10 protein-coding genes are annotated in these 13,458 nt (G+C 75.5%); 9 read left to right on the top strand and 1 reads right to left on the bottom strand.

Translation table 11 applies throughout. From position 1 onward, the window contains the following. Nucleotides 1–72: 72 nt before the first annotated feature. Nucleotides 73–504 carry a DoxX family protein gene (locus ACIGNX_RS29495; RefSeq protein ID WP_396544085.1) on the top strand — a complete coding sequence of 144 codons (432 nt, stop codon included), beginning with the start codon at nt 73–75 and terminating at the stop codon, nt 502–504. Between the two features lie 26 nt (nt 505–530). Next, complete coding sequence (locus ACIGNX_RS29490) at nt 531–2,654, top strand: MMPL family transporter (protein ID WP_396544084.1); 2,124 nt, start codon at nt 531–533, stop codon at nt 2,652–2,654. Here the strand turns inward: ACIGNX_RS29490 and ACIGNX_RS29485 are convergent. Beyond that, nucleotides 2,615–6,334 carry a helix-turn-helix domain-containing protein gene (locus tag ACIGNX_RS29485; RefSeq protein WP_396544083.1) on the bottom strand — a complete coding sequence of 1,240 codons (3,720 nt, stop codon included), beginning with the start codon at nt 6,332–6,334 and terminating at the stop codon, nt 2,615–2,617. The two genes, ACIGNX_RS29490 and ACIGNX_RS29485, sit on opposite strands and share 40 nt — an antisense overlap. A gap of 202 nt (nt 6,335–6,536) precedes the next feature. Here ACIGNX_RS29485 and ACIGNX_RS29480 point away from each other — a divergent pair, with 202 nt between their 5' ends. The 7 genes from ACIGNX_RS29480 to ACIGNX_RS29450 all read left to right on the top strand — a co-directional run bounded on the left by ACIGNX_RS29480 (nt 6,537) and on the right by ACIGNX_RS29450 (nt 13,331). Next, complete coding sequence (locus ACIGNX_RS29480; RefSeq protein ID WP_396544082.1) at nt 6,537–7,100, top strand: hypothetical protein; 564 nt, start codon at nt 6,537–6,539, stop codon at nt 7,098–7,100. Nucleotides 7,101–7,258: 158 nt separating this feature from the next. Then, nucleotides 7,259–8,509 carry an ATP-grasp domain-containing protein gene (locus ACIGNX_RS29475; RefSeq protein ID WP_396544081.1) on the top strand — a complete coding sequence of 417 codons (1,251 nt, stop codon included), beginning with the start codon at nt 7,259–7,261 and terminating at the stop codon, nt 8,507–8,509. Next, complete coding sequence (locus tag ACIGNX_RS29470) at nt 8,506–9,300, top strand: Rossmann-like domain-containing protein (RefSeq protein ID WP_396544080.1); 795 nt, start codon at nt 8,506–8,508, stop codon at nt 9,298–9,300. The genes ACIGNX_RS29475 and ACIGNX_RS29470 overlap by 4 nt, the downstream gene beginning before the upstream one ends. Further along, nucleotides 9,300–10,355 (top strand): PLP-dependent cysteine synthase family protein, encoded by a 1,056-nt coding sequence (locus tag ACIGNX_RS29465; RefSeq protein WP_396544079.1) that lies wholly within the window; start codon nt 9,300–9,302, stop codon nt 10,353–10,355. Before ACIGNX_RS29470 ends, ACIGNX_RS29465 begins: the two co-directional genes overlap by 1 nt. Next, complete coding sequence (locus ACIGNX_RS29460; RefSeq protein WP_396544078.1) at nt 10,352–11,380, top strand: dipeptide epimerase; 1,029 nt, start codon at nt 10,352–10,354, stop codon at nt 11,378–11,380. The genes ACIGNX_RS29465 and ACIGNX_RS29460 overlap by 4 nt, the downstream gene beginning before the upstream one ends. Continuing rightward, nucleotides 11,377–12,549 carry an MFS transporter gene (locus ACIGNX_RS29455; RefSeq protein ID WP_396544077.1) on the top strand — a complete coding sequence of 391 codons (1,173 nt, stop codon included), beginning with the start codon at nt 11,377–11,379 and terminating at the stop codon, nt 12,547–12,549. The genes ACIGNX_RS29460 and ACIGNX_RS29455 overlap by 4 nt, the downstream gene beginning before the upstream one ends. Further along, complete coding sequence (locus ACIGNX_RS29450; RefSeq protein ID WP_396544076.1) at nt 12,546–13,331, top strand: class I SAM-dependent methyltransferase; 786 nt, start codon at nt 12,546–12,548, stop codon at nt 13,329–13,331. Before ACIGNX_RS29455 ends, ACIGNX_RS29450 begins: the two co-directional genes overlap by 4 nt. The last annotated feature ends 127 nt before the right edge of the window (nt 13,332–13,458 follow it).

Raw genomic sequence — 13,458 nt, 5'->3', positions numbered from 1 at the left:
TCACAACTTGTCGTTGACAAGATCCTCGGGCCCCCATATCTTGTCGATGTCAAGATCCCTGGGGAGGCAGTTGTGGCACCGCTCATCGTGCTGGTCGTAGTCACCGGGCTCGCACGGCTCGCGGGTCTCGCCGTCGCCTGGTTCGACTCCTGGCCGCACGCGGTCGCCGTCGGGCTCGCGGCGATGTTCCTGCTGACGGGCAGCGCGCACTTCACCGGGCCCCGGCGCGACCGGCTCGTCGCGATGGTGCCGCCCGGCCTGCCGAACGCGGCCGGCCTGGTGACCCTGACCGGGGTGCTGGAACTCGCGGGCGCGGTCGGCCTGCTCGTCCCGCCGACCTCGCGGGTGGCGGCGGCCTGCCTGGCGGTCCTGCTGGTGGTGATGTTCCCGGCGAACGTGCACGCGGCTCGCGCCGGCACCGGCGTCAAGACGATGCCGCTCCCGGTGCGCACCCTGGTCCAACTGGTCTTCCTCGTGGCCGCCGCGGTGGTCGTGATCGGGTAGCGCCCCGCCCGTGGCATGCTGTCGCGGTGGTTCTGGGGGAAGGACCGGCGCACGACGGGAGGGCGGCGGTCGCCGTCGCGCTGGTCGGCCGGGTGTGCGCCCGGCACCGGTTCGTGGTGATCGGCGCGTGGGTGTCGTTGGTGCTGGCGTTGGTGGCGGCCGCACGGGTGATCGGCACGCCGACCGACAACGACGTGAGCCTGCCGGGAACGGACGCGCAGGTCGTGCGCGACCTCACCGCGTCGCCCGAGGCCCCGCTCACCTCCGGCACGGTGATCCTGGTGGCCCCGGACGGCAGGCTGGACGACGCGGCGCGCTCCGGCGCGCTGGCGACGGCGGAGACCTCCCTGCGGGCCGCCGAGCACGTGAGCGACGTGAAACCGCCCTCGCGGCGGGACGGGTCGCTGTCCGAGGACGGCCGCACGGGCTGGTTCACGGTCGGCCTGGACGTGCGCCGGGCGGAGCTGACCAAAGCCGTGGCGCACGACGTGGTCGACGCCGCCGGGCCCGCCGCCGACGCCGGGCTGCGGGTCCTGCCCGGTGGGGCGTTCGCCCAGGCCGTCGACGGCTCGGGCAGCACCGGCAACGAGGTCTTCGGCCTCGTCCTGGCGGCCCTGGTGCTCTTCGTCGCGCTCGGCGGCCTCGTCGGGGCGCTGGTGGCGCTGGTGACGTCGGCGCTCGCGGTGCTCGCGACGCTGGAGGTCGTGGGGCTCGCCGGGAACCTGACCTCGATGCCCGCCCAGGCGTCGACCCTGGCGCTGATGGTCGGCCTCGGTGTCGGCATCGACTACTCGTTGTTCCTGCTCAACCGGTTCCGCCGGGCGGCCGGGCACACCGTGCCGGAGGCGATCGACCGCGCGGCCGCCGAGTCCGGCACGGCGGTGGTCTTCGCCGGTGCCACCGTCGCGGTCGCGCTCGCCGGGCTGGCCCTGACCGGGGTGCCGCTGCTCCAGACGCTCGCGTGGACGTGCGGGATCGCCGTCGCGTTCGCCGTCCTCGCCGCGCTCACGCTGCTGCCGGCGTTGACGTCGCTGGTCGGGAAGCGGATCGCCGGTGTGCCGCCCGACCGGGTCGGACGGGGTGGCTTCTGGGCCCGCCTGGCCGACCGGGTCACGCGCCGGCCGTGGCTGTCCGGCGGGGCGGCGCTGGTGCTGCTGGCCCTGCTCGCCGCGCCGGCGACCGACCTGCGGCTGGGCCAGCTCGACGCAGGCTCCTCGCCCGCGTCCACCGCCGTCCGCCAGGCCGACGACGCGGTCTCGGCGGCGTTCGGCCCGGGCGCGGGCACGCCTATCGTGGTGCTCGGCGAGCTGTCGGCGCCGGCCACCGAGGCCGACCTCGCCGCGCTGGTGGCGGTCGTGCGCGCCCAGCCCGGGGTGGCCGCCGTCGGACCGGCGGTGCCGGCCGCGGACGGGCGGGTCGTCACGGTGCGGGTGATCGCCTCCACCGCGGGCGGCGACCCGGCGACGGCCGACCTCGTCCACCGCCTGCGCGAGCGGTCGGTGCCGGGCATGACCGTGCACGTCGGCGGCGGCGTCGCGGCGCGGGTCGACCTGGCCGACCGGGTCACCGACACGCTGCCCCTGGTCATCGGGGTCGTGCTGCTGCTGTCGGTCGTGGTGCTGCTGGTGGCCTTCCGGGCGCCGCTGCTGGCGCTCAAGGCGGCCGTGATGGACCTGATCTCGATCGGCGCGGCCTACGGCGTCCTGACGGCGGTGTTCACGTGGGGCTGGGGCGTGACCTGGATCGGGCTGTCCGGTCCGGTGCCCGTCCCGAGCTTCGTGCCACTGGTGCTCTTCGCCCTGCTGTTCGGCCTCTCGATGGACTACGAGGTGTTCCTGCTCAGCGACGTCCGCCGGCGGTGGAGCCGGACCGGCGACAACCTGCGCTCGGTGCGCGAGGGGCTGGTCGGCACCGGCGGGGTGATCACCGCGGCGGCGGCGATCATGGTCGGGGTCTTCCTCGCGTTCGTGCCGAACGACGACCCGACGATCAAGATGTTCGGCGTGGGGTTGGCGGTCGCGATCGCCGTGGACGCGACGGTCGTGCGCTGCCTGCTCGTCCCGGCCACGATGGCCGTCCTCGGCGACCTCAACTGGTGGGCGCCGGGTCGTCACCGGCACGGCGGGGTGAAGGCGGTGTCGCCGAAGTAGCGCCGCCACCCGGTCTCGTCGATCGGCGGGTGGGTGGCGCAGACCCGGTCGGTCGCCCCGTCGGTGGTGACGTCCCACAGGCGCGCGGTGGTGTCGAAGCTGCCGCTGACCACCGCGGTGCCGCTCGGGGTGAACTCGACCGAGCCGACCCGGTCGGTGTGGCCGCGCAGCACGCCGAGGGGCGCCGGGCGCGTCGGGTCGGTGATGTCCCACAGGCCGATCGTGGTGTCGTGGCTGCCCGTGGCGAGGGTGCGCTGGTCGGGGCTGACCGCGATGGAGCCGACCCCGTTGCCGTGGCCGTCCACCGCGGACAGCAGCACGGGGTGGTGCGGATCGGCGACGTCCCACACCTTGGCCGTGTGGTCGGTGCTGGCGGTCGCCAACCGCCGGCCGTCGCCGAGGACGACGAGGTCCTCGACCCCGTTGGCGTGCGCGGTGAACGCGGTGGGTCGGCGGAGCGGGTCGGCGAGGGGCCACATCCGCACGGTGCGGTCCGCGCTGCCGGAGACGAGCGTGCGGCCGTCGGGGGTGAAGGCGAGGGCGAGGACGTCGTCGGTGTGGCCGGTGAGCGTGGTGGCGGGTCCGGGCCGGCGCGGGTCGGAGACGTCCCAGAGGTGGACGGCGTCCTCGTCGCCGGCGGCGAGGGTGCGGCCGTCGGGGCTCAGGGCGAGCGTGAAGACGTTGTCCGCGGCGGCGGTGAGGGTGGTCAGCCGCGCGGGTGCGGCCGGGTCGGCGAGGTCCCACAGGATGATCACGCTGTCGAGGCCGGCGGTGATCAGCGTGCGCGAGTCCGGGCCGAAGACGGCGGCGACGACGTTGTCGGTGTGCCCGGTCAGCGTGGCGAGCGGTGCCGGGCGGTGCGGGTCGTGGATGTCCCACAGCCGGGCGGTGCGGTAGCTCGTGGCGACGAGCAGCCGCCCGTCCGGGCTGGGCACGGCGGCGTGCACCGGCCCGCTGTGACCGCCGAGCACCGGGCCCCGCACGTCCCACAGCCGCACCGCGGCGTCACGGCCTGCGCTGGCGAGGGTCCGCCCGTCGGGGCTGAACGCGACCGCGTACACCGTTTCGGTGTGGCCGCTGAGGGTGACGGGTTCGGAGGGGAAGGAGGGGTCCTCGACGTCCCACAACCGGACCGTGAGGTCGTAGCTGCCGGTGGCCACCGTCCGGCCGTCCGGGTCGAACGCGACCGCCACCACCCCGTTGGCGTGACCGGTCAGGGCGGCGACCCCGGTGGTCCGGCGCGGGTCCCGGACGTCCCAGAGCCGCAGGGTGTTGTCGAAGCCGCCGCTGGCGAGGGTGCGCCCGTCCGGGCTGAACGCGGCGCACAGCACGCGGTCGGTGTGGCCCGCCAGTTCGGCGAGCGGGGTGGGTTCGCGCGGCCGCGTCACGTCCCAGAGGCGGACCACCGCGTCGGACCCGGCCGTGGCCAGCGTGCGGCCGTCCGGGCTGAACACCGCGGTGTTGGCACCTCCCGGGTGGGCCGTGACCTCGGCGAGCGCCACCCGGTCCGCCACGTCCCACAACCGGACGGTGCCGTCGTGGCCCGCCGAGGCGAGGGTGCGGCCGTCCGGGCCGAACGCCACCCGGCGCACGGCCCCGGTGTGCCCGGCCAGTTCGGCGAGGGGGCGCGGGGCGGTCGGGTCGGCGACGTCCCACAGCCGGATGACGTGGTCGTCGCCCCCGGTGGCGAGGGTGTCGCCGGCGAGCGCGACGCCGAGGACGTCGTGACCGGTGATCGCGCCGACCCGGGCCGGACGTCGCGGGTCGGTGGCGTCCCACAGCAGCACGGTGCCGTCGACGCCCGCGGTGACCAGCAGCCGCCCGCCGTGACCGAAGACCGCGGCGTACACCGAGCCCGTGTGCCCGGTCAGGGTCGTGGAGTAGGTGTTCCCGGTGGCGCTGAGCAGGCTGCCGCGCGCCTCGGCCGTCGGTGCCAGTCGGTAGGCGGCGAGGCCCAGTTGCCCGGCCAGGGCCGGGTCGGCGGCCCGCAGCGCGGTCGCCTCGTTGGCCACCTTGGCCGAGACCGCGACGTCGCGCTGCTCGCGCGTCTCCCGCAACGCCGTCACCGCGAGGAACGTCGAGGCGACCGCCAGCACCAGCAGCACCACCAGCCCGGCCACCAGCCGCCGCAACCGCCGGGCCCGCCGCCGCGCCGCCCGCCGCTCCCCCCGCTCCCGTTCGACCGAGGCGGCGACGAACTCCCGCGCCAGCGGCGTCACCGGGCGCCCGCCCGCGTCGAGGTGCTCGCGGATGACGGCGAGCCGCGTGCCGCGGTAGAGGGCGGCGTCGTCGCGGTCCTCGCGCTGCCACGTCGCCGCCGCTTCCTCCAGCCGCCGGGCGACGACGAGGCCCGCCCGGTCGGCGTCGAGCCACCGCCGCAGCAGGGGCCACGCCGTCAGCAGCGCTTCGTGGCTGATCTCGACGGTGTCCCGGCTCGCGGTGACCAGCCGTTGCGCGACGAACCGGTCCAGCACCGGCGCCACGCCGTCCTGCGCGCGCAGCTCCGCCATGCCGACCCGCCGGCGGGTGTCCGCGGCGTCGGGGGCGATGTGCACGAGGCTGAGGAAGAGCCGCCGGGCCACGTCGCGCTCGTGCTCGGTCAGGTCGTCGTGCACGGCCGCCGCGCTGGCGGCGACCGCGCCGCGGATCCCGCCGACCGCGCGGTAGTCGGCGATGGTCATCCGCTTGCCGCCGCCGTGCGACCAGGTCGCGTACAGGGCGTGGGACAGCAGCGGCAGGCCGCCGGGCTCGTGGGCGGCGTCGTCCCCGCCGGGTGACACCTCGCGCAGCAGCAGCTCCACCAAGCCGTCCTGCAGGTCGATCCGCGCGCGTCGGGCCGGTTCCACGATGGCGCGGCGCAGGTCGGCCTCGCTCATCGGCCCCAGGGCGAGTTGGTGGTGCTGCAACGCGTCCACGAGGGCCGGGTGGCGCAGGGCTTGGCCGTAGAAGTCCGCGCGCAGCGCCAGGACGACCACCGCGCGGCCGGTCGTGGCCAACTCCCGCAACGCGGCGACGAACCCCCGTCGCACCTCCTCGTCGGGACAGGCCGTGAACGTCTCCTCGAACTGGTCCACGACCAGGACGAGCCCGTCGTGCCGCTCCGGGAGTGCGGCGGCGAGGGCTGCGAGCGGATCGGCACCGGGCTGCAGCACCACCGCGGTCCACTCCCCCGCGTCCAGCGCCGGGATCACCCCGGCCCGCAGCAGGGACGACTTGCCCGACCCCGACGGCCCGACCACGACCTGGAGGCCGCCCCTGCCGCGCGCCGCCCGGATGCGGTCCACCACCTCGGCGACCACCGCCTCCCGCCCGAAGAACCACTCGCCGTCCTCGCGCTGGAAACCCGCCAGGCCGCGGTAGGGCTCGGGACCGTCGGGCGCCGGGCCGGGCGCGCGTCGCACGCGGTGCCAGGCCGCGAGCCACTCCGCCAGGTGCGGCTCGTCCACCCCGCAGGCCCGCAGGACGCCGACCAGCACGTCCCGGGAGGACAGCGACGGCAGCCCCCGGCCCGCGAACCAGTCGCCGATCGTCGTGTGCGCGCCGCGGATCCCCACCTCCTGCGCGACCTGCCGGATGGTGAGCCCGGCGCGTTCGCGGGACAGCGTGAGCTCGCGGGCGAAGTCGGCGCGGTCGTGGATCCGGTCCGGTCGGCCGGGTCCGTGGTCCTCGGGGCCGGGCATCGGCGCTCCACTCGGGCAGGCGTCCGTGCTCGGATCCTAGGAACGGCCCGGTCCGGCCGGGATAGCCCAGACGGTTGGTCGTCGCCCTGTCCGGACCTGTCCGGAGAACCGCCGACGCCTTCCGGCCGGGCGGTGACCTCCCCGATCGTCGGGAGTGGCGGCCCGCCGGTGGTGGCCGGGCCGACGACGATCGGGAGGGACGATGCCGGTGTTCACGAGGACCCGTCGCGGACGTGGCGCGTTGGCCGTGCTCGCCATCGCCGCGGTGACCACGGTCATGACCGCCCCCACGGCGTCCGCCGGGACGGCGGGGGCGTTGGCGGCGTGCAACAACAGCCAGGCCGCGGACTTCAGCCAGTTGGTGGAGATCCCGGGCAACTCCGGCGCGAGCGTGCCGGCCGGGTCGAACCCGTCGAACGTCCTGCTGGACGGCGACGTCTTCCTGCTCCTGTCGGGCACCTACCCGCAGGTGAAGATCGGCGCGTGGCCGTGGGACCCGAGCTACGGGCCGGACGGTGACGGCGTGGCCGCGCCGACGGGCTGGCCCTACCCCGGCCTGAACCGGTACTCGGCCGTGCTGCGGTTCAACAACAACCCCGGCGGCTGGGTGGGCGCGCCGACGCGGGCGACCGCCTTCGGCCGCTGCACGGTCTGGTCGGGCCCGCCCGTGCGGCTGCTGTTCGGCGTCAACGACCCCACCCTGAGCGACAACAGCGGCTCGTGGTGGCTGTCCTACTACCAGTACTTCCCGGAGAACCACACCTGACCGGACGACCGGGCCGGACCCGTGCCCCCGGGCGAGCGCGGGTCCGGCCCGGTCGTGCTCCCGCGGTGCTCCGGGGGGGTGGCTTCCGGTCCTTACTCGAAAATGATTATCATCTCCTCATCGACCGGCGCGTGGTGCGCGGTCGGGGAGGAGGACCGGTGGCTCACCTGTTGATGATCGAGAGCTGGGTCGGTGCGATGAGCTCGTTGCTGCCCCGGGCGGTCAACGAGTCGGGGCACCGCTTCACGTTCCTGACCCGCGACCTGCACCACTACCTGCGCGCGGCGCCCGCCCGGCCGCACCCGCTGCTGGCCGCGGAGAACGTGCTCACCGCCGAGACCAACGACGTGCCCGCCCTGCTCGACCACGTCGAGCGCCTGCACGGGGTCCTGCGCTTCGACGGCGTGATCTCCTCCTGCGACTACTACCTCCCGACCGTCGCCCGGGTGGCCGCGCGCCTGGGCCTGCCCGGTCCGGACCCGCGTGCCGTCGAACGGGCCTGCCGCAAGGACCTCACCCGGGTCGCCCTGCGGGACGCGGGCGTGCCCGGCCCCCGGTTCGCCCTCGCGGACGACTGGCCCTCGCTGGCCCGGGCCGCCGCCGACCTGGGGTACCCGCTGGTGGTCAAGCCGGTCGACCTGTGCGCCGGGATGCACGTGCGCGAGGTGGCCGACGAGGACGAGCTGCGGGACGCCTTCGCCGTGCTGGAGGCGTTCCCGGTCAACGCGCGCGGCCAGGCCAGGGTGCGGACCGTGCTGCTGGAGGAGCTGCTGGTCGGTCCCGAGGTGAGCGTCGAGACGGTCACGGTGGACGGTGCCACGCACGTCGTCGGCGTCACCGACAAGAGCACCGCGGGCCAACCGTGGTTCGTGGAGAGCGGGCACATGTTCCCCGCGGACCTGCCCACCGCCGAGGCCGAGGCGGTGGCCGTCGCCGCGATCGAGGCGCTCGGCCTGGACCGCGGCGTGGCGCACACCGAGGTCAAGCTGACCGCCGACGGCCCCAGGCTGGTCGAGGTCAACCCCCGCCCGGCCGGCAACCGGATCACCGAGCTGGTCCGCCGCGTCACCGGCGTCGACCTGCCAGCCGCGCACGCGCGGCTGGCCGCGGGCGAGCGGCCGGACCTGCGCTCGGTGGACACCGGGGTGCGCAGCGCCGCGATCTCGTTCCTCCTGCCCGACCGCCCCGGGCTGGTCGCCGCCGTCCACGGCGTCGACGCCCTGGCCGCGGCGCCCGACGTGGTCGAGTGGGCGGTCAAGCAGCCCGGCCACCGGGCGGGCGACCCGACCAGCAACAACAGCTACCTCGGTCACGTCGTGGTGACCGACCCGACCGGGCCGGGCGCCCGCGCGCGGGCCGAGCGCCTCGTCGCCGGGCTGACCGTCGACTACGCCGAGGTGCCCGCGTGACGCTCGACGACCTCTTCGACCTGGTCCGGACGGGCGGCCTCGGACCGAGTCCGGCGCGGTGCTCCGTCAGCGTCGCCTTCACCACCCGGCAGGGCGCCCGGCACGCCACCCGCGGGCGGTCCTACCGCAACACCGTGGTCAGCCTGCGCGTGGAGGAGGCGGTCGGCTCCTGCGCGGTGGAGGACATCTCCGACGAGGAGGTGCACGGGTGCGTCGGCGCCGCCGTGCCCGACCTGCTCGACCACCCGAACCCGGCCATCCGCACCGCGGCGCTGGACGCGTACCTCGCCCACGCCCGCCCGCACCACTCGTCCGCCACCCGGTCCGTCACCATCGGTCCCGGCAACTCCCTGGCCAAGTCCCTCGCCCGCGCGCGGGCCGTGGTGGACCTGCTGGACCCCGCACCCGGCGACCGGGTGCTGGTGGTGGGCGTGGTCAACTCGCTCCTGCACCACCTGCGCGAGCGCGGCGCGACCTACGTCCCGTGCGACCTCAGGGGTGGTCGCACCGAGTGGGACGAACCCGTCACCACCGACGCGCTGGGCGCGCTGGAGGGGTGCGACCTCGTGCTGGCCTCGGGGATGACGGTCGGCAACGGCACGTTCGAGCCGCTGCTGCGCCACGCCGCCGACGCGGGCAAGCCGGTGGTGGCGTTCGCGCAGACCGCCGGCGCGGTCCTCCCCTGGTTCATCGGCCACGGCGTCCGGGCCGTGTCGGCCGAGCCGTACCCGTTCTTCTGGCTCGACGGCGGTCCCACGACGATCCACCACTACGCGGAGCGCCCGTCGTGATGGTCCCCCGTCAGAACCGGCACCTGGCCGGCCTCCTCGGCCGCAGCCCGGTCGCCCTCATCGACGCGCCGCTCCCGCACCGGCACGGCGGGTTCTGGGCGAAGCTGGAGTGCCTGAGCGCGGGCGGCATGAAGGCGCGGCCCGCGGTGGCGATGCTGCGCGCCGCCCACGAGCGCGGCGAGTTGCGCCCCGGCGCGGTGGTCGTGGAGTCGACCAGCGGCACGCTGGGGCTGGGTCTCGCGTTCGCCTGCCAGGTGTTCGGCCACCCGGTGGTCCTGGTGGTGGACAGCGAGCTGGAGCCGTCGATGCGCGCCCTGCTGCGCGCGCACGGCGCCCGGCTGGAGGTGGTCGACCGACCGCACCCGGTAGGCGGTTGGCAGCGGGCGCGGCTGGACCGGCTCCAATCGGTGCTGCGCGAGTTCCCCGACGCCTACTGGCCGGACCAGTACAACAACCCCGACAACCCCGCGGGGTACGCGGGGCTGGCCCGGGAGCTGGTGGAGCAGCTGGACCGCGTCGACGTGCTGGTGTGCAGCGTGGGCACCGGCGGCCACAGCGCCGGTGTGGCCCGGGAACTGCGCCGGTACTGGCCGGGTGCCCGCCTGATCGGCGTGGACGCCGTCGGCTCCACGATCTTTGGGCAACCGGCCCGGCCGCGGGTGATGCGGGGGCTGGGCAGCAGCATCCACCCCGGCAACGTCGCCTACGGGCAGTTCGACGAGGTGCACTGGCTGGGGCCGGTGGAGGTGGTGGACGCCTGCCGGAGGCTCGCCCGCGACGCCTTCGTCACCGGCGGCTGGAGCACCGGCGCGGTCGCGCTGGTCGCCGCGTGGGCGGCCCGGGTCGAGCCGGGCGCGGTGGTGGCGACCATCTTCCCCGACGGTCCGCACCGCTACCTCGGCACGATCTTCGACGACGACTTCTGCCACGCCCGCGGGCTGCTCGGGCCGACCGCCGACCGACCGGTCGAGATCGGCGACCCGCACGGCGTCGAGGTGACGGGCTGGACGCGGTCCCGCTCGGTCGTCGCACCCCGGGCGGCGGTGCCCGCGTGAGGCTCGACTGGGAGGTCCACGGCCTCGAACTGGCCACGCCGCTGCGCATCTCCAGGTCGGTGATGTCGCGCCGGGACGCCGTGCGGGTCGTCGTGGGGCACGACGGGAGGCACGGTCACGGCGAGGTGGTCACCAGCACCTACTACCGGCTCGACGTGGGGGCGATCACGTCCCTGTTGGACGGCCTGCGGCCGGTCCTCGCCGGCGCGGGCTCGCCGGAGGCCGCGCTCGACCTCCTGCACGGGGAGGTCGCGCTGCCCGCGGGCGTGCGCGCGGCGGTCGACGCGGCGCTGCACGACCTGCTCGGCCTGCGCCACGACGTGCCGGTGCACGCCCTCGTCGGTATCCCGCAGTGGCACGACACGCCGACCGCCTGCACCATCGGCATCTCCACGCCGGACGAGGCCGCCGAGCGGGCCGCCGCGCTGGTCGGGCGCGGGTTCTCCGTGCTCAAGGTCAAGGTCGGCGCCGACCCGGAGCAGGACGTGGCCGCCCTGGTCGCGGTCCGCGCCGCCGCTCCGGACGCCCGGCTGGTGCTCGACCCCAACGGCGGGTGGAGCCCGCGGGAGGCGGTGGGCGCGGTCGAGCGGATCACCGCCGCCGGTGTCGCGCTCGACGCGGTCGAGCAGCCGATCCCGCCCGGCGACCCGGACGCGCTGGCCTGGGTCCGGGAGCGCTGCCCGGCACCGCTGGTCGCCGACGAGGACGCCGCGACGGTGGCCGACGTCCGGCGGCTGGCGGGCGCGGTGGACGGCGTCAACGTCAAGCTCGCCAAGTGCGGCGGGCTGCGGCCGGCGCTGGAGATCGTCTCGGCCGCCCGCGCCGGTGGCCTGGACGTGATGCTCGGCTGCCTGGTGGCCAGTTCCCTCGGCATCGCGCCCGCGGTCCACCTCGTCGGGCACGCCCGCTGGGTCGACCTCGACGGGCACCTGCTGCTGGCCCACGACCCCTGGTCGGGCCTCGGCGGCGAGGACGGCACGCTGCGGCTGTCCGGGGCGCCCGGTCTGGGCGTGGTGCGGCGATGACCCGGTTCGCCCGGCCGGTGCGGCTGCTGCTGGTCAACCAGTTCGCCGTGAACACCGGCTTCTACCTGCTCATCCCCCACCTCGCCGCGCACCTCGGGGGCCTCGGCATGTCGGCCGCGGTGATCGGCGTGGTGCTGGGCGTGCGGACGCTGAGCCAGCAGGGCCTGTTCCTCGTCGGCGGCACGGCGTCGGACCGGCTCGGACCGCGCGCGGCCATCCTGGCCGGCTGCGGCGTGCGGGCGGTGGGATTCGGCCTGTTCGCGGTCGGCGGGTCGCTGCCCGTGGTGCTGGCCGCGTCGGTGCTCAGCGGGGTGGCCGGTGCCCTGTTCAACCCGGCGGTGCGGGCGTACATCGCGTTGGAGGCAGGCGATGCGCGCACCGAGGCCTTCGCCCGGTTCACCGCCTGGGGCCAGGCCGGCGCGCTCCTCGGACCGGTGCTGGGCAGCGTGCTGCTCCTGTGGGACTTCCGGGTCTGCGCGGTGGTGGCCGCCGGGATCTTCGCGGCGCTGACCGTCGCCCAGGCCGTCGTGCTGCCCGGCCGGCCGGCCGGTCGACGAGGCGGGTCGGTGGTCGGGGACTGGCGCGAGTGCCTGGCCAACCGCCGGTTCGTGGCGTTCACGTGCGTGCTCAGCGGGATGTTCGTCCTGCAGAACCAGCTCTACCTGCTGCTGCCCCTCCAGGCGCAGGAGGCCACCGGGTCCGCCGGGGTGGTCGCCGCGCTGTTCGTGGTCTCCGCGGTCACCACCCTGCTGTTCCAGGTCCGGATCACGCGGTGGCTGGCGGACCGGGCGCGGGGGCCGGTGCTCGCGGCGGGCCTGGCCGTCACGGGCACGGGCTTCGTCGCGCCGGCGCTGTGGTCGGGGCTCGTGCCGGTGCTGGTGGCGACGCTCGCGCTGGCGGTCGGCGTGATGGTCGCGCAGCCGCTGGTGCACGACCTGATCCCCTCGTTCGGCCCGGAGAGCCTCGCGGGCACCCGCTTCGGCGTGTTCTACCTGGGCTCCGGGCTGGCCGCCGCGCTGGGCAACGCCGCGATCGGGTGGGTGAGCGGGTTCGGCGACCGGCTCGCGTCCCTGCTGTGCGCGGCGATCGGGCTCACCTGCGCCGGGGGCGTGGTGTGGCTGCACCGCCGCCGTGCGCTCACCCCACCGTCACCGGAGGTCGTCCGATGAACCTGCTCACCGACAACCCCGGGCTGTACGAGCACCGGTTCCCCGACCCGGAGCACCTCGCGGCCCGGTTCCTGCACGACGTGGTGACGCGGTTCGGCGGCGGGCGGGACGTGCTCGACGTCGGGTGCGGCACCGGCCGCGACGCGGGCTGGTTGTCCCGCAACGGTTACCGCGTCGCCGGGATCGACACCTCGGAGGCCATGCTCGCGCACGTCCGCGAGCACCACCCGGCGGTCGACGTGGCGCGGGCCGACATGCGCTCCTTCGACCTGGGCCGCCGCTTCGACGTCATCACCTGCCTGGACAGCGCGATGCTGTACTGCCACACCAACGCCGACCTCGGCGCCTTCCTGGGCCGCTGCCGCGAGCACCTGGTGCCCGGCGGGTTGTTCGTCGCGGAGATGCGCAACGGCGCGTTCTTCCTCGGCAACACCGAGCTGCTCGACGGGGAGCGCACCGGTTCGGTGACGTGGCGCGGCGTCGAGTACACCTCGCACACCCGGCTGTGGATCGACCACGCCGCCCAGTTGCTGCGCCGCCGCCGCGCCTGGGAGTGGGCCGGGCGCGCCGAACCGCTCGTGCAGCGGTCGGCGTGGCGGTTGCTGTTCCCGCAGGAGTTGCGCCACCTGCTCGACCTCGCCGGGTTCGACGTCCTGGCCCTGTTCGACGCACCCGGTCCGCGCACCGACCCCCCGTGGACCGCCGACGCACCGCTGAGCGGCGCGCTGTCCGGCGACCGCCTCCACGTCGTGGCCCGCCTCCGCCGACGCGGGCACCAGTGAAAGGAATCTGAATGATCGTGTCAAGCTGCGGCGGTGGCCGGTGGTGGCGCGGTCGGTGTGAAGGTTCGGCCGTCGCGCAGCAGTGCCCAGAGGACGTCGACCAGGCGGCGGGCCAGGGCGAGCAGGG

This window comes from Actinosynnema sp. NPDC053489, from assembly GCF_044544865.1.
In the GTDB taxonomy this organism is placed as follows: Bacteria; Actinomycetota; Actinomycetes; order Mycobacteriales; family Pseudonocardiaceae; genus Actinosynnema.
This window is presented reverse-complemented; position numbering and strand designations above follow the sequence as displayed.

Bases quoted from the DNA above. Each gene is read 5' to 3' on its own strand.
- ACIGNX_RS29465 (WP_396544079.1), top strand. From the start codon at position 9,300: ATGGTCCCCCGTCAGAACCGGCACCTGGCCGGCCTCCTCGGCCGCAGC.
- ACIGNX_RS29455 (WP_396544077.1), top strand. From the start codon at position 11,377: ATGACCCGGTTCGCCCGGCCGGTGCGGCTGCTGCTGGTCAACCAGTTC.
- ACIGNX_RS29450 (WP_396544076.1), top strand. From the start codon at position 12,546: ATGAACCTGCTCACCGACAACCCCGGGCTGTACGAGCACCGGTTCCCC.
- ACIGNX_RS29485 (WP_396544083.1), bottom strand. From the start codon at position 6,334: ATGCCCGGCCCCGAGGACCACGGACCCGGCCGACCGGACCGGATCCAC.
- ACIGNX_RS29480 (WP_396544082.1), top strand. From the start codon at position 6,537: ATGCCGGTGTTCACGAGGACCCGTCGCGGACGTGGCGCGTTGGCCGTG.